This is a genomic window from Candidatus Hydrogenedentota bacterium, from assembly GCA_016791475.1.
Classification (GTDB): domain Bacteria; phylum Hydrogenedentota; class Hydrogenedentia; order Hydrogenedentales; family JAEUWI01; genus JAEUWI01.
In genome coordinates, this window is record JAEUWI010000017.1 from 1 (window position 1) to 23,702 (window position 23,702).

Annotated in this window: 17 protein-coding genes; 9 read left to right on the plus strand and 8 right to left on the minus strand. The window is 63.0% G+C overall.

Going from position 1 to position 23,702, the window contains the following annotated elements; translation table 11 throughout:
• The first annotated feature begins 162 nt into the window (after positions 1 to 162).
• The 3 genes from JNK74_10960 to JNK74_10970 are packed head-to-tail and all read left to right on the plus strand — an operon-like array spanning position 163 to position 3,937.
• Positions 163 to 1,365 (plus strand): hypothetical protein, encoded by a 1,203-nt coding sequence (locus tag JNK74_10960; GenBank protein MBL7646697.1) that lies wholly within the window; start codon positions 163 to 165, stop codon positions 1,363 to 1,365.
• A gap of 20 nt (positions 1,366 to 1,385) precedes the next feature.
• Positions 1,386 to 2,813, plus strand: coding sequence for a polysaccharide biosynthesis C-terminal domain-containing protein (locus tag JNK74_10965; protein ID MBL7646698.1), 1,428 nt, complete (start codon positions 1,386 to 1,388; stop codon positions 2,811 to 2,813).
• Complete coding sequence (locus JNK74_10970; GenBank protein MBL7646699.1) at positions 2,810 to 3,937, plus strand: glycosyltransferase family 4 protein; 1,128 nt, start codon at positions 2,810 to 2,812, stop codon at positions 3,935 to 3,937. Before JNK74_10965 ends, JNK74_10970 begins: the two co-directional genes overlap by 4 nt.
• Positions 3,938 to 4,190: 253 nt before the next feature.
• Here the strand turns inward: JNK74_10970 and JNK74_10975 are convergent, their stop codons facing one another.
• Positions 4,191 to 6,464 carry a DUF4962 domain-containing protein gene (locus JNK74_10975; GenBank protein ID MBL7646700.1) on the minus strand — a complete coding sequence of 758 codons (2,274 nt, stop codon included), beginning with the start codon at positions 6,462 to 6,464 and terminating at the stop codon, positions 4,191 to 4,193.
• A gap of 154 nt (positions 6,465 to 6,618) precedes the next feature.
• On the opposite strand from JNK74_10975, the gene JNK74_10980 reads away from it, so the two are divergent.
• Both JNK74_10980 and JNK74_10985 read left to right on the plus strand, forming a co-directional pair.
• Complete coding sequence (locus tag JNK74_10980) at positions 6,619 to 7,212, plus strand: MBL fold metallo-hydrolase (GenBank protein ID MBL7646701.1); 594 nt, start codon at positions 6,619 to 6,621, stop codon at positions 7,210 to 7,212.
• Complete coding sequence (locus JNK74_10985; protein ID MBL7646702.1) at positions 7,209 to 9,164, plus strand: hypothetical protein; 1,956 nt, start codon at positions 7,209 to 7,211, stop codon at positions 9,162 to 9,164. The genes JNK74_10980 and JNK74_10985 overlap by 4 nt, the downstream gene beginning before the upstream one ends.
• Before the next feature lie 110 nt (positions 9,165 to 9,274).
• Here JNK74_10985 and JNK74_10990 read toward each other — a convergent pair whose 3' ends face one another.
• Complete coding sequence (locus tag JNK74_10990; GenBank protein ID MBL7646703.1) at positions 9,275 to 10,594, minus strand: aminotransferase class III-fold pyridoxal phosphate-dependent enzyme; 1,320 nt, start codon at positions 10,592 to 10,594, stop codon at positions 9,275 to 9,277.
• Between the two features lie 352 nt (positions 10,595 to 10,946).
• Between JNK74_10990 and JNK74_10995 the strand changes: the two genes are divergently transcribed.
• From JNK74_10995 to JNK74_11010, 4 genes are read left to right on the plus strand one after another with little or no spacing between them, the layout of a single operon-like run.
• Complete coding sequence (locus tag JNK74_10995; protein ID MBL7646704.1) at positions 10,947 to 16,172, plus strand: lamin tail domain-containing protein; 5,226 nt, start codon at positions 10,947 to 10,949, stop codon at positions 16,170 to 16,172.
• 7 nt (positions 16,173 to 16,179) lie between these two features.
• Positions 16,180 to 16,962 (plus strand): polyphosphate polymerase domain-containing protein, encoded by a 783-nt coding sequence (locus JNK74_11000; protein ID MBL7646705.1) that lies wholly within the window; start codon positions 16,180 to 16,182, stop codon positions 16,960 to 16,962.
• Positions 16,962 to 17,648, plus strand: coding sequence for a DUF4956 domain-containing protein (locus tag JNK74_11005; protein MBL7646706.1), 687 nt, complete (start codon positions 16,962 to 16,964; stop codon positions 17,646 to 17,648). The genes JNK74_11000 and JNK74_11005 overlap by 1 nt, the downstream gene beginning before the upstream one ends.
• On the plus strand, positions 17,645 to 18,799 hold the full coding sequence (locus JNK74_11010; GenBank protein MBL7646707.1) for an HlyD family efflux transporter periplasmic adaptor subunit: 1,155 nt from the start codon (positions 17,645 to 17,647) through the stop codon (positions 18,797 to 18,799). Before JNK74_11005 ends, JNK74_11010 begins: the two co-directional genes overlap by 4 nt.
• Positions 18,800 to 18,802: 3 nt before the next feature.
• On the opposite strand, the gene JNK74_11015 is transcribed toward JNK74_11010, so the two are convergent.
• The 6 genes from JNK74_11015 to JNK74_11040 form a co-directional block, all read right to left on the minus strand.
• Positions 18,803 to 19,588, minus strand: coding sequence for an SDR family oxidoreductase (locus JNK74_11015; protein MBL7646708.1), 786 nt, complete (start codon positions 19,586 to 19,588; stop codon positions 18,803 to 18,805).
• Positions 19,589 to 19,671: 83 nt separating this feature from the next.
• Positions 19,672 to 20,460, minus strand: a complete 789-nt coding sequence (locus JNK74_11020) for an aldolase (protein MBL7646709.1) — start codon at positions 20,458 to 20,460, stop codon at positions 19,672 to 19,674.
• Between the two features lie 126 nt (positions 20,461 to 20,586).
• Entirely contained in the window at positions 20,587 to 21,540 is a 954-nt protein-coding gene (locus JNK74_11025; GenBank protein MBL7646710.1) for a Gfo/Idh/MocA family oxidoreductase, read from the minus strand.
• Between the two features lie 33 nt (positions 21,541 to 21,573).
• Positions 21,574 to 22,281 carry a phytanoyl-CoA dioxygenase family protein gene (locus JNK74_11030; GenBank protein MBL7646711.1) on the minus strand — a complete coding sequence of 236 codons (708 nt, stop codon included), beginning with the start codon at positions 22,279 to 22,281 and terminating at the stop codon, positions 21,574 to 21,576.
• Position 22,282: 1 nt separating this feature from the next.
• Positions 22,283 to 23,293 (minus strand): Gfo/Idh/MocA family oxidoreductase, encoded by a 1,011-nt coding sequence (locus tag JNK74_11035; protein ID MBL7646712.1) that lies wholly within the window; start codon positions 23,291 to 23,293, stop codon positions 22,283 to 22,285.
• A gap of 217 nt (positions 23,294 to 23,510) precedes the next feature.
• The coding region (locus tag JNK74_11040; GenBank protein ID MBL7646713.1) for a hypothetical protein at positions 23,511 to 23,702 on the minus strand (192 nt) is incomplete at its 5' end.

Sequence of the window (23,702 nt, forward strand, 5' to 3'; positions counted from 1 at the left end):
GACCCATAAGACCCATAAGACCCATAAGACCCATAAGACCCATAAGACCCATAAGACCCATAAGACCCATAAGACCCGACACATAAACGCCACATTCCCTTGTGCCCCTTTGAGCCCATTGCTATACTTACCCGACTTCAGGCTCAACACGAGGATCTCCCCATGGCCAAAGGCGGCGCGAAGATATTATTTGGATTGTTTTTCACCATCCTCCTGTCGGGCGGGCTGGCGGGAGGCGGCGCGTGGTACTTGACCGAGCACCGGGCGGAGGGCTACCGTGCGACGGCGCTCCTCCTTCTGGCCCCCGCTCCGGTCGCCGTATCCTCGCCCACCGCTCCGGACGCCGATCCCCTTCGGGCGCGCATCGAGTCCGCGCTGGGCATCGACACGCAGGCGGCGGCCCTTGCCGGTATCTCGCCGCCCGACTATGCGGTGCTGTTTCAATCCGATGAGATGGCCAACAAGTTGAAGGCCCGGCTGGAGTCTATTCAGACAGAGAAAGGAGTCACGGGACCCGCGCAAACGTTGGAGCAGGTTCGCGCCGCGATGAAGGCCGAGTCTCAGGTGGCCCTGCGGTCCGCGAGCAACGTGGTGTACAGCCAAATGGTGCGCCTTCACTATACGGCGACGAACCCCGAAATTGCGGCGGCGGTGGCCAATGCCTGGAGCCAGCTTTGCGTGGAGCAGGCCAATGCGCTCGTGGCTGCGCAAACGCTGGAGCGCGAAGCGCCGCTGAAATCGTCCCTGGAAACCGCCCGCGCCGCGCTGGCTGCGGCGCTGCAAAAACAGACGGAGTTGGGTTCGACCAGCCAACTGGAAGCGCTTGAAATCGCCGCAACCGATGGCGCCCGGGCGCTCGCGGAACTCAAGGAAAACATCCACCGCCTCGAGGGGAACGCCGCACGCGACGACGCGGCCCTCAAAGCCCTCAAGGCCTACGCCTCCAAGGCGCCGGTGGCCGTTGCGCTGGAACTCTCGGTAAAGGAAGCCGACGCGGAGGCCGCTCTTGCGGGCTCCAAGGCGGAGAGTGAATATATCGCCGCGAAGCTCGCGGAACTGGAGGCCGCCCAGCGGGAGGCCCAAACCCAGTGGGCTCAGGCCCGTGGCGTACATGAGTCTGTCAACGCGGAAGTGAATCGGCTTTCGGCAGACGTTCGAGCACTGGAGGAATCTCTCCGCAATGCCGCAGCCGGAAGCGTCGGCGCAAGCGTGGCGGCGCCCGCTGTCGCTCCAACCGCCCCCGTTGGCCCCCATCGCTACGTCATCGTTGCGGGTGCGGCGGTACTCGGCGCCCTCGCGGGCCTCATCATCTACTTTGGCCTGTTGACCCTGCGGGTCTATGCGCGGGCGCTGGATCGCGCCTGAAGGGCGGCCCCGGCGTCACCGTGAAGCAGCGATTTCTTCAGGGCGCGGCCTACTCCACGGGGAGTATGATCTACTCCACGCTGGCCCTCCTCGTGGCGGGCAAGCTCATGACGAATGCCCTGACGCCGGAGGCGGTGGGCCAGGTGGCGCTCCTGCTGATCCTGGGCGAGTTGCTGGGCACCTGCTGTAACCTGGGCCTCACCGCGGCCCTGCCGAAATTGTTGCCGGCCTGCGATGAACCGGGCCGCGCGGGACTCCTCGGCGCGCTCCTTCCCTTTCAAATGTTATCGGCGCTCCTCATGGCCGCCGTCTGCGGGCTGGGGGCGCTTTTCGCACCATGGTGGCGTCCCCTGGCGGAGGGCTTTCTTCCGCTGCCGGTGGCGCTGCTCTGGCTGGCGCCGCCCCTGCTTCTGATCATCACGCTCCGCGATTTTCTGCTGGCCGCCGCCGCCGGGCTTCACGCCTACGGCCTGCGGGCCGGGGCGATCATGCTCATGTCTTCCCTTCAGATGCTGACCTTCGGCGCGCTCTTCGTGCTGGGGGTGGAGGAGGCGTTTCACTACGCCCTGGCCTATATTGTTTCCGGAGCGGCGGGCACGGGCTTGCTGCTGCGCATCGCGCCCCGGCCCTATGGCTGGGATGGCCCCCTCGTCCGGCGGCAGGTGGGCTTCAGCGCACCGCTCTTTGCAAATACGCTGCTGGGCTTTGCCTACCAGCGTCTGGACACGGTGATCGTCGTCTATTTCCTCGGCGTGGGCAGTGCGGCTGTCTTCGAGATGGCCAAGCGCATTCCCGGCGTGGTGGCACGATTTCTGAACGCGGGGCTGGTGCCCTATCTTCCGAGCATCGCCGGACTGCTTCGGGATTCGGGCCGTGACGGCGCGGGGCTGCTGCTCCAGCGGGCCTCGGCCTACTCGGCCTTCACCGGTTATCTCGCCACGCTGGCCGTGGTGGCCGTGCAGGAGCCGCTGCTTGCCGCGCTTTTCACTACGGACTACGAAGGCGCCGCGCCCGCCATGGGGCCGCTGCTCATCGCGGCGTGTCTCGCTACCCAGGCGGGACTCATGGGGCAGGCCCTGATCGCCCTGGACCGGCCCGTGCTGGTGATGAACATCAACGTGGGGCTGGCCGCGATTGGAATAGGCCTGAACCTGCTGTTGATTCCCCAATTCGGCCTCGCGGGTGCGGGGTGGAGCGCGGCGGCGGCGGCCTGGTTCAGTTTCGTGCTGCAGCGTGCGGCCGTCGCAAGGGCGGGCCTTCCATTGACGCGGTCCGGCGCCCTCTGGATAACGATCTTCTTCGTGGCGACCTATGGCTTCGCATGGTGGATGAATTCGGTATTCTGGACGCTGGTGGCGGCGTTGGTCTATGGCGCGGCGTGCCTCGGGGCGGGGTCGGTTTCATTCAAGGAACTTCGCACGCTCCTCCGCAGAGAGGAGGCCCCATGATTCTGGGTATCGACGGACGGCTGGCCAATGCGAAGCGACCCGCGGGCGTGGGCCACTATTGTCGCGAGGTGCTTCGGGCCCTGGGCGAATTGGATGCGGGGCTGTGGCTCCGGGTTTATCTGGACGACGAACCCGTGCCGGAACTTCCGGTGCGCCGGGATCGAATCCGCATGCTACCGCGCGGTCCCCTATGGACCCATCGCATCCTCGCAAACGAGTTGCGCAGCCATCCGCCGGATGTATTTTTTTCTCCGCTGGCGCAGTCGCCCTGGCGATGCCCCTGTCCGACGCTGGTTACGGTGCTGGATCTGGCGGCGTGGAGTCACCCGAGCTTCTTCCCCTGGCGGAAGCGGCTCACGATGAAGATGCAGGCGCGCCATGCGATTGGGGCGGCGGGTCACCTCGTGGCCATCAGCGAAGCCACCGCCACGGACCTCGCACAACGATTCCGATTGGACTCCGCGCGCATTACGGTGGCCCCGCTGGGCTGCGGAGAGCGCTTCTTTAATCCCGCACCGCCGGAGCCCGGCACTATCCTCGCCTCGTTACCAGAGCGCTATGTGCTCTACCTGGGCCAGGTGCAGCCGCGCAAGAATCTGCTCCGCCTGATCGCGGCCTTTGAACGGGTGTTGACGGCGCATCCGGCCCTCCCCCACCACCTCGTGCTGGCGGGCGGTCTGGGCTGGCAGAACGAAGCGATCTATCGCGCGGCGTTCGACTCGTCCGCGGCGGAGCGGATACAGTTTGTGGACTACGTTTCGGATGCCCAGGTGCCTGCACTTCTGGCGGGCGCCGACGTGCTGGCCCTCGTTTCACTTTGGGAGGGGTTTGGACTTCCAGCGCTGGAAGCGATGGCGGCGGGCACGGCGGTGTTGATCTCGAACTGCTCGTCGCTCCCCGAAGTCGTGGGTGATGCGGGTGTGCTCGTGGAGCCGGAGAATGAGAACGCGATTGCGGACGGTCTCGCGCGGTTGTTGCTTGACGATGGGTTGCGGGCGCAGTGCGAAGAACGGGGCCGGTCGCGTGCGCGGGCTTTTACCTGGGAGCGCACGGCGAGAGCGATCCTCGATGCCGCGCAGGGACTGACGCGCCCTAAAGATCTCAAGCGAGTAAGTTCCCGTTGATGCGTGCCAAGGTCTTGGCGTCGCGCCGGATATTGCAGCGGGCGTGGCTGTCCCGTCGTCGGGGAGGCGCCTTCGATACAGCAACGCTCACGCCGTCCGCGACACTGCTCCTCGATACGGGCACCTTGAAAGCCCCAAGTGTGCTCGGGCCACGACGGGACAGCCACGAACGTTGCGATGAATGGCGCTCGGACAAGGGCATCTTCAGATTATTGGTACTTTTTCTACCATGGCCACGGGTCCGTGTCAGTCCCTACTCTTCCCGCACCTCGAACTTTTCCGCGCTGAGCTTCAGGGCGACGATCCGGTCCGACAGGGCGATAGCGAGGGTGCTCACGTCGTCGTCGCGCTCGTGTTTGAATTCCATATCGGCGTCGTTGACGGTCAGCAGGGTGATGAACTCCTGTTTTCTCGTTTTCTCGGTTGTGGCGGCGGTGAGGTGGGCTTCGTTCAGTTCGAAGTTGGCCCACTCGGCGGGCGGGGTGCTGAATTCCTTACTCTGGGTGATTTCGAGTTTATCGGGATAGACGAAGTGCACGTCCACACTCCCAGGCGCCCCTTCCCAGAGGGCGCCGTCGCCGTCGATGATGAATCCTTCTTCGGCATGGAGCAGCCACTGGTAGTTGACCTCTTCGGGGGCCTCCAGCACATCGTGTATGACGACTACCCAGGGTTTGAAGAAGAAAATGCGCCGCGTCCATCGTTTGAGGTTTTCATAGGAAGCGCCCGCCTCGCCCGCCACCACATCCAGCGTGGGTGAGGTCTGGAAATGGGTAATCTGGCCCACGGCCGCGGGCGAATGAGGCACCTGGCCTTTGCCATCGACCAGGATGGCGTTGTCGGACTTGGTTTCCCACATCCACTCCTTATGATGGGGACTTCCATAGACGTCGCGCTTGCCGGTCATGCGCAGGGCCCGCTCGCCGCCGATGTTGAGTAGAAAGGCGTTGTTCGCATTGTAACCGTGGCTCTGGCGGCCCATGGGACTGCTCTTGAAGTGAATCTGGACGTTGCTCGCGCCGTCCGTCAGGTCACTGTTCAGCACGGCGAGTCCGGCGGCGGGAAAGGCCCGGGAAGACGGGAGCTTGTCGGGGCTTTGTGCCTGAACTGCGCCGCCGCGGAAGGCCTCGATAATACCGAGGTAGTCCGTGGGCTGCTTTGCGCCGCTCGCTTTGGCATACCAGGCCCAGTAGGGATTCTTCGCACCGGCGGCGAAGGTGCGCATGAGCTGGGCGATGGAGGCCGAGGTGGTGTTTTCAGCCTGATCGCCGAAAGCGCCCGCGTTGGTTCCGGGGGGCAGGGAATACATGGCGTAGTAGCCGGTGGCTTCAAAGAAGGGCTTTTCGAAGACATCCATGTTAAAGGCAGCCCTGGAAGCGAAGGCCCAGTACATGAATCGGCTCATATAGCTCGACCAGTAGGCGGTGCCCTCGTGCCAGCCGCCGTCTTCTCCGCCCCAGACGGGGTAGCAGGTATAGAAGATGGTCATGGCAAAGTCGAGCCACTGTTCGGACTCGGGGATTTCACCGTGGAACGCGATGGCCACTTCGCCCAGAAAGTGCCAGGCGCGGTTGGAGTGGCTTGCGTAGGGATTCCAGAGATGGTCCCGCTTCTGGAGGTGGTTGAAGCAATCCTTGCCGCGGATGGTCATGATCTCGACCATCTTTTTCCGCTCGGCCTCGCTGAATCGATTATGGCACCAGGAGTAAGCGCGGGCGGGATAATAAAGCAGGGGCATGCCCGCCTCGTCGTTGTACTCATAGCCTGTGGCGCCGCGCGGGTCCCATTTGCAGAAGGCGACCAGAAGATCTTTCGCGGCATCGCCGTATTTCTCGTCACCGGTAAGCTGATAGGCAAAGGCCAGGGTGGCCGCACTGTCGGTCACGTCGATGGCGCGCTTGCGGTTGCCCCACCAGATCTTTTTCCACTCTTCGCCTTTCATCTCGATGCCCGCGGGATACTTGGGCGGCTCGTTGGTGTCCGGCGGCGATTCGAGGAGTTTGTCAGCCTGGGCGAGCAAGGCATTCCAGGGCTTCTTCAAGGGGCCATCGACCGCCTCTTTTAGGGCGGGCACTTCCTCGGGGCGGAAGAACAAACGGGGATGTTCCGAGGGAATACGGCTTGCGAGTTCGGCTGTCGGAGGTTTGGGGAAAGGCCGCGCATCGGCGGCGACTTCAAACTTTCGCACCTCGCTCCAGGGACTCGGTGTTCCCGCTTTATCGACGGCGGCATAGCGCCAGAACCAGGTGCCGGCCTCGAGCGCGCCCTCGGGGGCAAAAGAGGACCAGGGCAATTCGGGCCAGGCTTTGACCGATTCCGTAAAGCCCTCATCGCGGGCGACCTCCAGCGCATAGTGGGCGGCTCCCTTGACCGGACGCCAGACGAAGGCCGGCGGGGTTGTCGTGGCGGTGCTTTCGTGGGCGGGGCGAAAGCCCCACTCCTCGGGTTTGGCGGGGGAATCGTCCACGGCCAGGACACCAACGGAGGCGATCTGGCTCAGGGTGAGCAACAGGGGTAACAAGGTCATGGCTTGCTCCATGGAGTGTTATGCGCGAATTCGCGGGAGTTCCAGGGGGCATGATAGTCCATTCAGGCCGGGAATTTCAGGTATACTTCGGGGATGACCCCGGCCCCGGGCCGATTCGACAAAGGAGTACGTCTTGGAAATTAAGTCTTTCGTCATGACCCCCTTCGCCATGAACTGTTATGTCATCAAAGATAGCGGCGAGGCGCTGGTAATTGATCCCGGAGAGGCCACGCGGGAACTCAAGGCCTTTGTGGCGGATGATAAGGTAACGATGGTTTTCAATACGCACTGCCACATCGACCACAGCGGCGGCAACGCGGGCATGGTGGCGGCCACTGGCGCGCCCCTGGTGTGCCACCGGGACGACCTGCCGCTGCTTCGCGCGCTCACGCAGCAGGGCATGATGTTTGGCGTGGCCTGTGAAGCTTCGCCGGACCCGGATCAGTTTATTGAGGAGGGCGACGTGGTGAAGGTGGGCAACGTGGAACTCAAGATCCTGCACACACCCGGCCACGCGCCGGGCCACGTGGTGCTCGTGGGCGATGGCTTTGTCATCGGCGGCGATGTGCTTTTCAACGGGTCCATCGGCCGGACGGACTTGCCGGGCGGGGACTATGACCAACTGATCAATTCGATCCAGACGAAACTGATGCCCCTGCCGGATGAGACCATGGTCTACTGTGGTCATGGCCCGGCCACGACCATCGGCCGGGAACGGGCAACCAATCCATTTCTGAGAGGCTTATGAACACACTTGCCATTCTGGGCGCGCTTCTGCTTTCGGGCGTCGATATTACGGTGTCGCCCGATCAGCCCCTGCCCTTCAGCTATGTGGACGATCCGCTGATTGTGGAGATCCGGAGCGACGCGGTTACGCGGGCGGACATCACCATCGGCCTGGAATCCTCCGACGGTCAGGGCAAAGTGAGCCAGGTGTTCCCCGCGACACCGCTGGGGCCGGAGATCAACCGCTGGTGCGCGCTGAAGGAGATCCCGCCCATGCGGGGGCCGTGGAAGGTGACGGTGGAAGTGCGGGCGGACAATGGCGAGTCCTTTCACGACGCAGAGGTCTATCGCGTTGATCGGCCCGCAAACGCCTTTGTCCATCCTCTCTATGCCTTCGGCGATTCGCTGGACCGGGAGACGCTGCTCGCACTGCGTGGCGTGGGCGTGAATCTGGTTCGTGTTCCCGCGGATCTGGCGGACCTTGCGGACCTGCTGGAAGAGGTCGTGCTGCTGGATATGAAGGCGATTGTTACCCTTGGCGGCGATGGCGATATCGCGGCAAAGGCGGAAGCGCTGGCGACCGTCCGCTGTGCGGGTATTGAACGTTGGGAGTTGCCGGCGACTCGTGAGAATGCCGCGGGCCTGAAGGCCGTTGTGGAGCGGCTGCAATCCCTCGAATGCAAACTTCCCATCAGCCTTTCCGTTCGCGATGCCGCCGCGGTTCCGGATATTCTCACGACCATCGCCATACCGTCGCTGCAGCACCTGGTGATCAACGAATCTCCCGAGGGTCCGGGAGTGTTGGACGATTTGCGGGACAATCTGGCCGCCCTGGGTGTGGAGTCGCCCGTATTGGAGTACCTCTACGAAAACAGCGAGGCGGACGCCTTTCCCCCGGTGCTCTTCGACGCGCTCGCCCACCACGCGGCCCGGGTGGGCTTTCCGGCGTCGCTGGTCCTCAACGGCGGCGAACTCAAGTCCGGGCTTTCCTACCTGAATGGCCTGGCCCACGGCGTACCGCCCGCGCCCTTTGCGGGAAGCCTGCCCCAGCCTGGGAAGGCGCGGGCCCTGCTCTTCGCCTCGGGAAGTCGCTGGACGCTGGCCTTCTGGAGCAGCGGAACCAATGAGTCCATCGCCGTGCCGTGGAGCGCGGATCATCCCTTTACCCTCGCCGATAGCTGGAACAACACCGCGCCGGTCGAAGCCCCGGAGGGGGAGGTCTGGAAGAGCCCCGCGTCGGGTGGCGTGCGTTTTCTTCTCGGCGAGGGCGGCCCGATCATCAAGGCGCCCCTTCTGAATCAGATCAAGGCGACTATCCGACATATCCTGGGCGAGAAGCCCCTCGACATGGCCTGGAGTGGCGAGGTGCGCGGCGCCATGGAGGCTATCGCGGCGAACCCCGAGGGCGAGCAAAGCCGGGTCCATTTCTTTACACTGCTCCGGGCTTTTCCGGAGATTGAGGACCGATGGCACACGGGCCAGCTTCCACGTCCCGTGGCGGTGGCGGCCCTGGCCCATCTGGCGGACTTGTCGCGGACGCTCTGCCGGCTGGAAGGGGCGCGGGAGGCGGGCTTCCTGGAACCGCTCGCGGATACGCTGGCGCGTTGCGAGGAATTTCAGAGTCTCTATTTGACTGGGGCCACCACGACGCCCCAGGCCCGGGCCCGGGGCGACTGGCTCGTTGCGGAGGTGCGCCGCCTTATGGACGATGCCGAGTCCCTGGCGGCCGGTGGCGCGAAGATCGAAGCCGATGCGGTGGCCGCGCTGGCGGAGTGGCGCGCGCGGGGCCTGGAGTTCGCCGCGAAGGCCGGTCCGCTGAGCGATCAGATGGAACTGCCGAAGGTGGAAGAACCCAAAGCGGCGGAACCAGAACCGGAAGTGAAGAAAGAGGAGCCGAAAAAGCCTGCCGCCACCAAGAAAGCGCCGGCGAAAAAGACGTCGACCAAGAAGGCTCCGGCCAAGAAAAAGAAATAGCCGCAGGGACAGCGTCGCCTCGCAATAGCGTTCGCAAGAGTCACCTTGTGTAACGTCGGAGCAAGCCGTCACGAGGAGAGAACGCTTCAACCGGCGGGGCTGTCCCTGGTTCACAACAGCCTGCGAAAGCCGACGTGCGCTTCGGGTCCTTCGAGGGCCTCGCCAATGCTATCCGCGGCGATACACGCCGCGAGTATGGCAAAGACTTCCTCCATCGCTTCCGCATGTTGCTCCACGATGGCCTCGGTGTGGGCCAGGGTCGGATAGATTACCGGACCGGCGAGGTAGCCGCGCTTGAGCATCTCCTGAATATACAGGGTCTTCAATGCATTGGCCTGGGGGTGATCAAAGGCGAAGTGGGCGAGGCAGGGATAGCCCTCGTGGCCCGATATGGGGACACCGTGGCGCGCGGCGCTCTCCCGCCAGTGGCGCTGCATGGAAGAACCGATGGCCGCAATATGCCCCGGCACATCCTCCCGCGCCATGACATCCAGCACGGCGAGGGCCGCGACAGGTCCCACGGACTCGGTCCAGTAGGTACTGCTGATGAAGGACTTGTGGGCCCCCTCCATGGCGGCCCGTGTGCCGATGACGGCGCTGATGGGATGGCCGTTGCCCAGGGCTTTGGCGAAAACCGCGAGGTCCGGGTTAACGCCCAGCTTCAGGTGAGCCCCGCCAATGCAGAGGCGCCAGCCAATGGTGATTTCATCGAAGACCAGCATGGCGCCCACCCTGGTGCATCCTGCGCGGACGGCCTCCAGGAAGCCGGGCGCGGGATCTTGATATCGGCAGGGCTCCATCACCACGGCGGCCAGCCGATCGCCATGCTCCGCGAGGATCGCCTCGAAGGCCGGAATGTCATTGGCTATAAACGCCACAGTGGAGCCGCGCAGTCCGGCGGGCACACCCTCCGGCGACAGCCCCGGCAGCAGGTGGCCTTTGAGGGCATCGCTCTCCCCCAGGTTGGCGGCGAGATACCAGTCCTGCCAGCCATGGTAGCCGCAGATGGCGATCACGTCGCGACCGGTGGTGGCGCGGGCGATGCGCGCCGCGATGGCGCAGACCTCCCCGCCGGTTCGGGCAAAGCGTACCTGCTCCGCCCAGGGATGAAGGGCACAGAGACGGTCCGCCAGTTCCACTTCTTCCGGCGGGTTCAGTGTGCACATGCTGCCATGGGCGATGCGCCGCGTGACCTGCTCGGTGACGGCGGGATGGGCAAAACCCAGCAGACAGGCGCCAATACCGTTGAGAGACATATCGACGTAGCGCCGGTCATCCAGATCCCACACCTCGCAGCCGTGCGCACGGCTGAAATAGGCGGGCCACTGTCCGGGGGCAAAGCCCTCGGGGCGCTTGCTGAGCAATTGGACCCCGCCGGGAATCCTGGTTCGGGCGTGGGTGTAGCGTGACTGCGTCTTGTTGTCCGTCATGGGGCATTGGATCCGGGTGTCGGGGGTCGTGTGGTGGCGCTGAAAGGGGGCGGCCTCCCACGCTGCGGGCGCGTGTGTACGCACGATAGTTCACCGCCTTCGGGGGAATCAAGCCCCTCGAGGCCGGACACCACCGAACCAGGAAACTTTCCGCGGGCTCGGATGTATATACATAAGGGGCAAGTTCTTCATGGGTGTCCGCCTATGATTTTACGGACATAAGGTTGCACAGAGATCGCATTTTTAGGTATAACGGAGAGTCGAATGGCGGACTTGGGCACCCCATGCCACAACGGGCCGTCGGCCCCGTGCCAGGTACGCCTCCAACTCGCAATTACGGGGAGGTATCACCGTGTTGAAGCTCATCGGGCGTTTGGCTGCAGTCGGGGCAATCGTGGGGATGGGTGTAGGGTTGGCAGGCTGTCCGCCGGTGGAACCACCGGATACGACACCGCCCAGTGCGCGCTTCAGCGCCACGCCCACCTCGGGGCTTGTTCCGTTGACCGTCGCGTTCACGGATCAATCCACGCGGGGCACGGCTTTCATCACGGAACGGCTGTGGAACTTCGGGGATGGTGGAACCAGCACGTCGCTGAATCCGACCCACACCTATGAAGCCCCCGGCTCGTACACCGTAAGCCTGTACGTCAAGACCGCCGACGGCGAAGACACCCTCACCCGTTCGGGCATGATTGCGGTTTCCGCCCCGTGTACCCAGACGGCCCTGAGCCTGAATCAACCCGCCGACGGCGCTGTGCTCCTTCTGAGCCCCGGACTGCCCGCGACGCCAATCAATTTTGGCGCGACGACCGACTGCGCCGCGGACACGGCTTCGGTGGAGTTTCTGGTGGACGGTGAAAGCCTGGGCACGGACGATGCCGCGCCCTACACGGCATCCGGCGGCAATCTGGGCGCCCTGACACCCGGCGAGCACACCTTCCGCGCGGAGGCGACCCGGGTGTTTTCGGCGGGTGACCCGCTGGTGGCCGAAGCAACGGTAACCGTGGCCGAGGCGCAGGCGAGTGACGACAGCGACGGCAACGGCCTTCCCGACAATCCCTTTGCCGTGCTGGGCAATGAGGGCGATCTCTGGCTCGCGGCGGTGCAGGAATCCGCCACGGGTTTCACACGTCAGATTGGCGTGATGCACATTGCCGCGGGCGCAAGCGGCCCCGACGCACCTCCCTTTGTGCTGGCCCTTCAGCCTGACGACGGCAATGGTTCCATCGTGCAGGTTTCCGTGCCCCGGGCGCTTCTACGCACGGGCGAAAACGCGATTCTCATTCTTGGTGTTGGCCCGGATCTGGTCACCTTGTTAGGGGATGATGAAATCTCCATGATCGCGCCATTACCGGGCGATTCGACCGGCTCCGTTCCTTTCATTGAAATCAGCCTGCTGGTCAGCTCCGATGGCGGCTTCACCTACGACGAGATCAGCGACGCCCGCGTGCAGGGCGCGCCGGTTACGCTGCGTATCCAGGGTCCCGCGGGAGCGGCGTTATCCAACTCCACCCTGTATCGCCATCCCTCCATCGTGGAGAGCGATGCGGACAGCGGCATCCGAATTCTCGGCGAACCCGGCGCCTGGCAGTCGGCACCCGCCACCAACGTGGAAGAAGGTGCAGATTTCGTAAGCCTCGATCTTACGCGCCTCTCCGTTTTTGCGGCGTTTGATGTGGCAGGTGGTGAAGGTGAAGGCGAGGGCGAGGGCGAAGGTGAAGGTGAAGGTGAAGGCGAGGGTGAAGGCGAGGGTGAGGGTGAGGGTGAGGGTGAGGGTGAGGGTGAGGGCGAGGGTGAAGGCGAAGGCGAGGGTGAAGGCGAAGGCGAGGGTGAAGGCGAAGGTGAGGGAGAAGGTGAAGGTGAGGGTACCGTCGATTTCAGCGCGTCGATTCGCTCCGAATCCATACCCATGACGGTACAGTTCAGCGATCTTTCGAATCCGGGCGCCGGCGTGATCGACTCCTGGAACTGGAACTTTGGCGACGGCGGCACGAGCACCGTGCGGCACCCCGAACATACCTACACCGTGGCGGGCTTGTACACGGTGAGTCTGACGGTCTCGATCGACGGCGTCGAAACGACGGCGTCTAAGACAGACTATATCGAAGCGCTCGCTCCGGCATCGCCCGTGGTGCGCTTCAGCCAGAAGCACGGGTTTTTCGAAGTGCCTTTCGCCCTCACACTGACGACGGAGACGCCCGGCGCGGAAATTCGCTATACCCGCGACGGCACACCGCCCACGGCGACCACCGGAACGGTATATGAAGGCCCAATCGGCATCTCTTCGACCTCGGTGATTCGCGCGGGCGCCTTTGCCACAGGCGTCGCGACTGACCGGGTACAGACCCAGTCGTATATATTCCTGAATGACGTCATCCAGCAATCCGCCGACGGAAGCACGCCCGCGGGCTGGCCGACCGGCATCGTGAATACGCAGATATTTGACTATCAGATGGACCCCGAGGTCACCGAAGACACCCGCTACGCATCGCAAATGAAGGATTCGCTGCTTTCGGTGAAGACGCTTTCCATCGTAACGGATCTGGACCACTTTGTGGATCCCGCAACGGGCATTTACACGAACGCGAACCGCCGCGGCCGGGAATGGGAGCGCCCCATCTCTCTGGAGCTCATCGATCCCGAGGGGGGCGACGATTTCCAGGTGCAGGCGGGCATCCGCATCCGGGGCGGCTGGAGCCGCCGCGGGGACAACGGCAAGCATGCGTTCCGCATGTATTTCCGGAGCGAATACGGCGACTCCCAATTGCGATTCCCCATGTTTGGCGATGAGGGTGCGGATGAATTCGACAAACTCGATCTGCGGACGAGCACGGACTACTCCTGGTCGCTCGGCGACGAAGACGGCGAGGGTCTGGGCGCGCTGAATACGCTGACGCGGGACGTGTTCTCCCGCGACACGCAGCGCGACATGGGCCAGCCCTACACGCGCAGCCGCTACTATCACCTGTACATCAACGGCGTATATTGGGGCGTATTCCAATCTCAAGAGCGCTCCGAGGAGGAATACGCGGAGACGTACTTCGGGGGCGACTCCGCCGACTACGACGTGATCAAGCGCAACAGCGAGGAAGTTGCGGGCGATGGTGTGGCCTGGACCGCGCTGTGGAACGCGTATGTGGCCGGCTTCGAGACGGATGAAAAGTACTACAAAGTGCTGGGCAAGAACGCCGACGGCACGCCCAACCCCGCCTACCCGATCCTGGTGAACGAGGAAAACCTCATCTGCTATATGCTCGTGGCCTATTACGGCGGCAATTTCGACGCGCCGGTTTCGTGGTGGTTCGACGACGACGAAGGCCTGCCGAACGCGGGCGCCAACAACATCTGGGCGATCTACAACCGGGCGAACCCGAACGGCTTCATGTATTTCTCCCACGACTCGGAGCATACGCTGCTGGCGCACCTGGCCGCGGAATTGCCCTTCCCGCAGATCGCGGCGAGCGTGGACCGCACGGGGCCCTTCCTCCACCCCCAACTTCTGGAGTATCGATACAACAATCCCCAGTCGCTCCATCAGGCGCTGACGGCGCACCCGGAGTACCGCATGGTCTTCGCGGATCTGGTGCACAAGCACTTCTTCAACGGCGGCGCCCTGACGCCCTCGAAAGCGGCGGCCCGTTTCAATGCGCGGCGCGACGAACTGGCCTCGGCCATCATCGCGGAATCGGCGCGCTGGGGCGATGCGAAGCAGGAGGACAATGAGCCGCCCCGGACGAAGGACGACAACTGGCTCCCGGTGATCAATGATATCAATGCGCGCTTTTTCCCCACGCGGACGGCGGTGGTGCTGGAGCAGTTCCGCGAGCGCGGATGGTACCCGGAACTTTCGGGCGTCCGTTTTCAGATCAACGGCGCGAATCAGCATGGCGGCGAGATCGCGCCGGGCGACCTGCTGGGCATCACCCACACCAATGACGCGGGGACGGTCTACTACACGCTGGACGGCAGCGACCCGCGCCTGCCCATCTTCGTAGATCCGGCGAACGGCCCCCAGGGTGAAGTTGCTCCGGGCGCGCTCGAATACACAGGCACGGTGCCGCTGAGTGGTACGACACGTGTCCGGGCCCGCGTGTTGCATGAGGGCCAGTGGAGCGCCCTGACGGAGGCGGTGTACGCCCCGGCGGACGCCCAGAACTCCCTGCGGATCACCGAAATCATGTATCACCCGGCGGATGCGCCGACCGGCAACCCCGAAGCGGAGTTCATTGAACTTCGGAACACCGGCGGCTCTCCCATCAATCTGGCGGGCGTCCGCTTTGCGACGGGCATCAGTTTCGAATTCCCCGCCATGGAACTCGCCGCGGGCGGGTATGTGCTCGTGGTATCGAATGAAACCGCCTTTACCGAATTCTACGGCGACGGCTTCAATATCGCCGGGGTCTATTCGGGCAAGCTGGACAACGCCGGGGAACGCCTGGAACTGGTGGACGCGCTGGGGAACCCGATCCACAATTTCCGCTATGAAGACAACTGGCACGACGTGACGGATGGCCTGGGCCACTCCCTTACCTTTGTGGATCCGTCTCTGGATCCGCTGGTGGATTGGAGCCTGGCGGTCAACTGGCTGCCCAGCAGCGTCTCGGGCGGTACGCCGGGCGCGGGCGACACCGGCACCGCGCCGGAGGCCAGCGCCATCGTGATCAACGAGCTTCTCGCCCACTCGGACAATGAGGAGCCCGATTGGATCGAGCTTCACAACACCTCCAATGCCGCGGTAAACATCAGTGGCTGGTTCCTGAGCGACGACGAGCTTTCGCTCCAGAAGTACGAGTTTCCGGAGGGCACGATTGTAGCCGCGGGCGGCTATCTCGTGGTCACCGAGAACGACGATTTCAACGACGCGGGAAATCCCGCGGCGCACACGCCTTTTGCCCTGAGCGAGGCCGGTGAGACCGTCTTTTTGAGCTCGGGCGAAGGCGGTGAGTTGACCGGCTACCGCACTCGGGAGGACTTTGGCGCCTCGCGACGCGGTGAGACCTGGGGCCGATACGAAGCGAGCGACGGGGATCGCTTCCCGATTCTCAGCGCGGCCACACTGGGCGCCGCGAATGCCGCGCCGGCGCTGGGCGACGTAATAATCACAGAGCTTTACTACGACCCCGCGTCCAACAATCAGGGCGAGGAGTTCATCGAGCTTTACAACACCACCGGAGCCGCGATCAGCCTTCAGGGGCCGGGCGCAGTCCCGTGGGCCTTCACCAATGGCGTGGACTTCAGCTTTCCGGCGGGTGCGAGTATCCCCGCGGGCGGACGGGTTATTGTGGCGAGCGACCCCGCCGCCTTCACCGCCGCCTTTGGCAATCCGGGAGTCACCGTCTTCGGGCCCTATGGCGGCCGCCTGAGCGATGGCGAATCGGTGGAACTTTCCGAGCCCGCGGAACGGAGCAGCGGCGAGGAACAGTACTTCTACCGCGTGGATCATGTGAACTACGACAATGAGAGCCCCTGGCCCGCCAGCCCCAACGGGGAGGGCGATTCACTTCAGCGCGTGAGCCTCTCCGCATTCGGAAACGATCCCGAAAGCTGGGAAGCCGCCGCGCCGACCCCGGGCGAATAGCGGAAGGATGAACTACCCAGGAATTCGACAAGCGACGGCGTGGAGCGCGGCGGTGGCGCAGCGCTTCGAGGCGAAGTATCGCGTCAGCGCGGCGCAGGCCCACGCCATACGCGAGCACATTCGTCCTTTTGTAAATCCCGACGCCCACGGGCGGGAGTATCCAGTGACGAGCATTTACCTGGATTCGCCGGATCTGGCCCTCTACTGGAGTTCAGCACGCGGCGAGGAACGGCGGCGCAAACTGCGGATTCGCACCTATGCCGGAAACAGATCCCATTGCTTCTTCGAGGTGAAACATCGCTTCAACCAGATCGTGAAGAAGGATCGGGCGGTGGTGCGGCGGAGCGCGGCGGATTCGGTGCTTGCGGGCAACCTGATCCTGCCCGAGATCTTCGAGGATCACGGCCGAGACGGGGAGAACCTTCACGAGTTCCAGGACCTCGTCATGAGTTACCGTGCGGCCCCAAAGGTTGTCGTGCGCTATATGCGCGAGGCCTATGTGGGCAAGATGGACGAGCCCCTGCGCATCACGTTTGACAGCGAGTTGACCTGCCTTCCCAGTCACCGATTCGATCCGGATGCCTGGGAGGCTTCGCCCTACTGGTTTGAGGCGCCGGGTTCGCCCATCGTGCTGGAAGTGAAATTCACGGACACCTTCCCCATCTGGGTGGAAGACCTGGTGCGGCGCCTCGACCTGCTGCGCGACTCCTTCTCCAAGTACGTCATTTGCGTGGATGCGCTCCGGGAAGAAGGCGTCGATGTGGCCCGGCTGGAAAGGTCCGGACACTGATGGACACCCTCGCCATGATGATGACTTCCGCGGCGCCGGGGCAGATCGCCCTGGATGAGGCCGTACTGGGTCTGCTGCTCTCCTTTGTGCTGGGCCAGGTGGCCGCCTGGACCTACATGTACACCCACACGGGCCTGTCCTACTCCAGCGCCTTCGTTCAGTCGATCATTCTGCTCACGGTGCTGATCGCCCTGGCCATGATGGTCATCGGGAGCAACATCGTCATCGCTTTTGGCCTCATCGGCGCGCTGGCGGTGATCCGATTCCGGAACATTCTCAAGGACACGCGCGATACGGCCTTCATCTTCTTCGCGCTTGTCACCGGCATGGCCACGGGCACGGGCAGCATCCACCTGGCCTTGCTGGGCACGGTGGCCTTCTGCCTCCTCCTGATGTATCTCCACTGGACCCACTTTGGCCAGCTCAACATGGGCGACGGCTTCGTCCGCATCCATCTCGATACGGACAAGTGCCAGCGCGCCAATGCCCAGGGCGTTTTGAACCGATACTGCAGAAATACCCATCTCATCTCCCAGCGCTTTCAAGAAAGTGGGCACGGCGAGCTGGCCTACCGGCTTATTCTGCGCGATCCCGAGCGGGCCGACGAGATGGTGAGCGAATTGAAGCGCGTGGAGGGGATTACCCACGTAACTTTCGTGCTTCATGAGGAACAGCCCCAGGTATGAGCGGCAAGACAGAACCCATCAAGACACCCCTTTCCCGATTGTTCATGCTGTGGAGGAAGCGCTTTCTCCCGGTGCTCATCTGGGGCACCGCCGTCGCCGTGGCGGTTGTGCTCGTGCAGCGCCAGCGCGTCTACGTGGATGCGGTCGGCATCGCCGAGGCGAAAACCACCTATGTGGCTCCCCTCTTCGACGGCACGGTGCAGAGCCTGGCCGTGGATGTGCTCGACGAGGTGACCGAGGGCCAGGTGGTCGCCATGATGGACGACACCCTGATTCGCTCGGAACTCCACGTGGCGGAAGCGGAACTGGGGCGGGTGCGGGCGCTGCTTGAAGCGGAGAGCGCGCGCTTCGCCCAGGAGCAGCAGATGAACGAAACCTCGGCCCAGGACGACCTTCGCCGCTTCCAGCTTAATGAGGAACAGGCGCGCCTGAACCACCTGGATCGCGTCATCCAGCACGAGACCGATAAAGTGGACCTTGAGCGCCTCGCGGTGCAGCTTAAACGGCAGGAAGAGATGCTCAAGCAGCACCTCCTCGAACCCGCGGTGGTGGACGAAACCCGGCTGGCCTATACCGCCCTCAAGACGAAAGTGGACCAGGACGTGAACGCCATCGCGCTGGCGGAGCAAAATATCGCGGCGGCCGCGGGACGGAGCGAGACGCGGAGCGGCGAAGAACCCGTGCCCGCGCCGACGGACGCGGTGCTGCGTTCGCTCCAGGCGGATATTGCCGCGCAACAGGCCATCGTGGCCGAGGTGCAGGAGCGCCGCCAGGCCCTGGCCCTGAAGGCCCCGGTTGCGGGGCAGATCGCCTTGATCGCGAAGCGCCCCGGTGAATCGATGCTGGCGGGTGATCCCATTCTGACCATCGTGGGCGCGGGCGCAAACCGTGTCACGGCGTACGTGGACGAGCGGGCCGCCACGGCATTCAAGGTGGGTGATGCGGTGGAGCTCCATTCCCGAACCCATCCAAGCACGGTGACACGGGGCACGATCCTCAAGGTGGGCGCCTACATCGAGCCCTTTCCCCTGCGACTGCAGATGAGTCCCGTAATCCTGCAGCACGGATTTCAGGTGCTGGTGGGCGCGCTGCCGGACAACATCTTCCGCCCCGGTGAAACGCTGGATCTCCGGCTGCGCTCGGTGCCGTAGCATCTATTTCGCCGTGTATCCCCCGTCCACCGGGATATTCGCGCCGGTGATATAGCGGGAAGCATCGCTTGCGAGAAACACCACGCTGCCCATGAGGTCCGAGGCGTTCGCCATACGCCCCAGGCAGGTCCGCTCGTTGTACTGGCGCACGAATTGTTCCGGGTGATTCTCCGTCTGAAAGCCGCCGGGTGAGAGGCAATTGCAGCGGACGTTCTTCGCGCCATAATAGCTCGCGATGAAGCGGGTGTAGTTGATCATGCCGCCCTTGTGAAAGAAATAGTCGGGGTACCAACCGCTCATGTTTGTACCCGCGTAGTTTGCGGGCTCCGGGCCGATCATGCCCTGCATCGATCCGATATTGATAATGGAGCCGCAACCCCGTTCCGCCATGGCGTCGCCGAAGGCCCGCGTGATCACGAAGAGGCCCGTGGCATTGACCCGCATGCTCAGATCGAAGTTTGCGGCGTCATCCTGGTACGCGCCTTTCATCGGGCGCAGCACCGCATTGTTCACGAGCACATCGACCGACTCACGTTCTTCGAGGATCGAATCGCGCAATGCGAGAATCGATGCTTCATCGCCCTGATCCAGCGCGCGCGGTTGAATTTCGAGACCCTCCGCGGCGAAGCTCGCTGCGAGTTCCTTCAGGGAATCTACATTGCGCGAGGCCACGAAGGTGTGGGCTCCCGCCTCGGCCATGGCGCGGACGATCTGTTTGCCCACAATGCCCGCACCACCGGTGACGAGGGCGGTCTTGCCCGCGAGAGAAAAAGTGTCGAGAATGTTCATGATAACTTCCTTCTATTGAAGCGTGGACCGAGTGGACTAAGTGGACACTCTCCGGTCGATTCTTAATTCACCATTCACTATTCTCAATTCAGTCGCAGGCCTGCCGCGATAGCGCCCGCGTCGAGAAAACCCTGGCGTAGCGAAGTCACATCCGCTGCCGGATTGAAGTACCGGTAGCCCATGTCCACAAAGCTCTGGAGCATCGAGGCCGGCCCGACCGTGCCCGCGAACTTTCCGTGTTTCAACGCTGCGTCCGCCACGCGTTTGTATCCCTCTTGCACCAGCGGATGGTTCAGATTCCCGGCATCACCAATCGCGTGGCTGTAGTCTCCGGGCCCGAAGAAAATCATGTCGATACCCTCGACGGCGGAAATCCCGTCGATCTCTTCCATCGCTTCGGGATCTTCGATCTGTACGATGACCATGCGTTCGCGGTTGGCCTGCTCGATGTAATCTTTCACGGGGATGCCGCAATAGGCGCCGTCGGCGTTTCCGCCATCCAGCGGACGACGACCGATGGGATGAAAGCGCGTGCGCCAGGCGATATCTTTCGCATCGGCCTCGCTCATGACATGGGGCACCATGATCGCGGCGGCATCCATCTCGAAGGGACGGATCAGATCGCTGTAACTGCCGCGCTCCACGCGCACAATGGCATCGCAGTCATAGATCTTCGCGGCGCGAATCTGGGCCTCCACATCGTGAATGCTGTTGGGAACGTGCTCGAGATCAAGCCACACGGCGTCGGCGCCGCACTGGCCCGCGATTTCGGCCGCGCGCGCATCGGCCAGGTTGAGCTTTACGCTGTAGGCGATCTGGCCCGCGCGAAGTTTGCGCAATACGCGGCTGGGCCGCATTTTCAGTGGGGTCATTCGGGGTTCCTCTGGTGACTTTCTATTCGTATTCGCGCCGGGGGCAACGGCAGGTTGTTTCACTGCCGGATTCGACCGATAGGACGGATAGGACCGATTGTGTATTATCAATCCGTCGTATCGGTCCTATTCCTTCAGGCCCACCACCTCGCCGCCCCGCTCACGACTCTCGATACCAGCGATGATGATTTTCATGAGCTCAGTCGTCTCGCTGAAGGGCACGGGACTCTCTCCCGTCCGGAGGTAGCTTACAAAGCCTTCCAATTGGGTTTTGAAGGCGAAGAACGTGTCTTCAAACTTTGCGTTGATGGCTCCCTTCGTGCCATAGGCGTTTACGTGACCGAAGGCACCGTAGAGGTCGTTGATGACATTGAGCAGGACCGAAACGCCGCTCTCGTGTTGCAGGTGCATGAAGTTTACGTTGTCATCGCCTCTATGCGACACGGAGGTATAGCCACCGGGTGCGAGCATGGGGTATACCGCTTCCAACGCGTGGATGCCGTAGCGTTCCCAGGACTTGGCCATGGTGACGGTGATCAGCCGCGGCTCGCCGGTCTCGGAAAGACGCGAGTCCAGCGCGCGAAACTCTTTGCTGTAGCGCAGGGCGCTGGTGGACATGAATGCCTTGCCCGCCTCGTGCCACGCTATAAACTGCCGCAAGCCCTCGGCATTGTCGGTCATGGGCTTGTCGATAAAGATGGGCAACCCCGCTTCGATAAACGGACGGCAGCGGCCCACATGCTCGTGGCCGATGTCCGTGGCGACAACGACGGCATCGACCGCACCGATGACGTCCTCAGGCCGAGCCACCACTTCGGGAATGCACGAAGCCTTGCTGACCTTGATGCTGTCCTCCGGGTTGTCGCACCACACATGGGTAACCTGCACGCCGGGGATCCCCAGATTCTCCTTCGGCTGAGCGCCGAGGTACTGGGGAATCACGGGATACCCGCACTCCGCCATGATCTCGGCATCGTAGCGCCCGTTGATGATGGCCGACCAACTGTAAGGGTGGCCATTGCCTTCCACCATGCCGAGCATGGCGAGGCGAATATTGTTGGGATCCGAAACTAGAGCCATGTGAAACTCCCGGGCTTCAACGCGTGGTACTTCTCACAACGCGAGTGCATACTTGCTCCGCAAATTTTCATCCACGGCGCAGTGAGCGCCTTTGAAAACCATCAGCAGCCCGCGACGGGCGAAGTCGCTGGTGTTGGGCGCGCTGAAGTGGATTGTGTTGCTGTGGTGGACAAGGGTATCTCCGGCATTCAAGAGGCCCGCCCAGGCATCGGCCTTATCGACTTCCTCGGCCAGTCCCATGGAGTTGCCCGCCACGCCGGATGTCTTGTGGGGCCGCGCGCCATCGAGCTGCGTGCCCAACAGATATGACACGGGACCATTGGCCTCGGTCACCGCATCCACCGCGATCCAGACCGTGAGGGCATCGGGCGGCGTGAGGCAGAAATAGGCGTTGTCCTGGTGGGGCGGCACGGCGGAACCCACGCGCGCGGGTTTGTTGAAGGATTCCACCGCCATGAGCACCGGTTCACCCTTCACCAGTTCCGCCACCAGCGCGAGGATACTCTCTTTCTTGGCTAGTTCGGCGAACCAGGGATCGTGGTGCTCCATGCGCCAGCAGTTGCGCACGGAGACGCCATCCGCTTCGAAGACCACGTCGTTCGGCGGAAGGCCGGGGGTGATTTCCTCCGCATAGCGTTTGAGCTGCGCGCGAATCTCTTCGATCTCCGCAGGGGAAAATAGGCCTTCCACCTTCACCACGCCATCTTCTGCGTACTGCTTCGATAGGGCTTCGACGTTCATGTCAGTGTTCTCCAATGACCTGCCAGGTTTGGGTTTCCATCGAGCGAAGCGCCGCGAGATTGACCCGTAGCGTCTGCAATCCTTCTTTGAGCGAACACGGTGCCGGGGTCCCGCCCTCCAGCGCGTCAAGAATGGCGTTTGCGTTGTGGATGTACCACGTATCGCGCTCCGCCAGCTCGTGGACTTCGTCCACCCACGCGCCGTCCACGTCCAGCATGTAACGCCAGCGCTTTTCATGGAGCGAGAACCGCACCGTGCCCTTCTCGCAAACGATGGTCAGATGGGAGTCGTTGGGCTGCTGGTACATGTTCAGCGCATAGCTCGCCATGACCTTGCCGTGGCGCGCCATGGCGTGGACCGTGTCCTCAACGTTGACGCCCTCAAGCGCGAGATGATCCGCATCGACCATAATGCGCGTGATCGGGCCGACGAGCCACTCGGCCAGGTTGAAGGTGTGGGTGATGGCATCCTGAATGGCGCCGCCGCCCTGTTTCCGATCCGCAAAGTATATCGTGCGATAGGCCGGGCGATAGGTGGGAAAATTCTGGCCCATGACGGAATAGAGCTGGAGCGGCGCGCCAAAACGGCCGGAATCTATGGCCGCCTTCATCGACACCACGCCGGGATGCGCGCGGTAGTTGTAGCTTACGGCGTTGAACAGATTCTTCTCCGCCACCAGCCGCTGCAACGCGTCGATACCCTCCAGCGAAGTAGAGAGAGGCTTCTCCAGAATTAAGTGTAGTCCCGCCTGGGCCGCCTCAATCGCGATGGGGATGTGGGTGTGGGCCGGCGTCGCGATGAGCACCGCGTCCCATGGCTGCGCCAGGGCTACGGCGGGATCGTTGAACACCTCCGTCAAGCCGTAACGGTCTGCTATGGTCGCCCGTAAGACACTGTTGATCTCGCAAATGCCGATCTCCGCGCGACCCGTGGCGAGATAGCAACGGACATGGCGCTCGCCAATCGAGCCCACGCCAATGACCAGGATACGGTGTTTTGGGACTGAACTCATTCGCGTGTATCTCCAAAATACTCTGCGGCTTCTCGCATCCGCCCCGTTGACCCGAACGGACCAACGGAGGTTAGGCTTCCAGCCTGACCATCGCGACTACGCCGCTAAACGGGCTACTTAACGCTTTAAGAATCGTTCGAACAATTCAAGCAGAGCAAATGCACTACCATTATTCCGGTCAGGCTGAAAGCCTAACTTTCGTTAGTTCGCCTCTTGACTACAGCACCTGCCATTCGCCGGTGTCTGCGGACTTGTAGGCGGCGTCGAGGTGGCGCTGGAGCTCCGCCGCACCGGGAATGGTGAGGTGGGCCTCGGCTTTGCCGCCAATCGCGGACAGGAAGTTGTGGAGACAGGCCACGTGGGCCCGCAGCCAGCCCACGTTGCACGCGGGCGCGGGGAAGAGTCCGCC

What these genes read in the sequence shown, in the direction of transcription:
- JNK74_11015 (MBL7646708.1), bottom strand. Translation starts at nt 19,588, where the DNA reads ATGAACATTCTCGACACTTTTTCTCTCGCGGGCAAGACCGCCCTCGTC.
- JNK74_11000 (MBL7646705.1), top strand. Translation starts at nt 16,180, where the DNA reads ATGAACTACCCAGGAATTCGACAAGCGACGGCGTGGAGCGCGGCGGTG.
- JNK74_10970 (MBL7646699.1), top strand. Translation starts at nt 2,810, where the DNA reads ATGATTCTGGGTATCGACGGACGGCTGGCCAATGCGAAGCGACCCGCG.
- JNK74_11035 (MBL7646712.1), bottom strand. Translation starts at nt 23,293, where the DNA reads ATGAGTTCAGTCCCAAAACACCGTATCCTGGTCATTGGCGTGGGCTCG.
- JNK74_10990 (MBL7646703.1), bottom strand. Translation starts at nt 10,594, where the DNA reads ATGACGGACAACAAGACGCAGTCACGCTACACCCACGCCCGAACCAGG.
- JNK74_11030 (MBL7646711.1), bottom strand. Translation starts at nt 22,281, where the DNA reads ATGAACGTCGAAGCCCTATCGAAGCAGTACGCAGAAGATGGCGTGGTG.
- JNK74_10960 (MBL7646697.1), top strand. Translation starts at nt 163, where the DNA reads ATGGCCAAAGGCGGCGCGAAGATATTATTTGGATTGTTTTTCACCATC.
- JNK74_11025 (MBL7646710.1), bottom strand. Translation starts at nt 21,540, where the DNA reads ATGGCTCTAGTTTCGGATCCCAACAATATTCGCCTCGCCATGCTCGGC.
- JNK74_10985 (MBL7646702.1), top strand. Translation starts at nt 7,209, where the DNA reads ATGAACACACTTGCCATTCTGGGCGCGCTTCTGCTTTCGGGCGTCGAT.
- JNK74_11010 (MBL7646707.1), top strand. Translation starts at nt 17,645, where the DNA reads ATGAGCGGCAAGACAGAACCCATCAAGACACCCCTTTCCCGATTGTTC.
- JNK74_10980 (MBL7646701.1), top strand. Translation starts at nt 6,619, where the DNA reads ATGACCCCCTTCGCCATGAACTGTTATGTCATCAAAGATAGCGGCGAG.
- JNK74_10975 (MBL7646700.1), bottom strand. Translation starts at nt 6,464, where the DNA reads ATGACCTTGTTACCCCTGTTGCTCACCCTGAGCCAGATCGCCTCCGTT.
- JNK74_11020 (MBL7646709.1), bottom strand. Translation starts at nt 20,460, where the DNA reads ATGACCCCACTGAAAATGCGGCCCAGCCGCGTATTGCGCAAACTTCGC.
- JNK74_11005 (MBL7646706.1), top strand. Translation starts at nt 16,962, where the DNA reads ATGGACACCCTCGCCATGATGATGACTTCCGCGGCGCCGGGGCAGATC.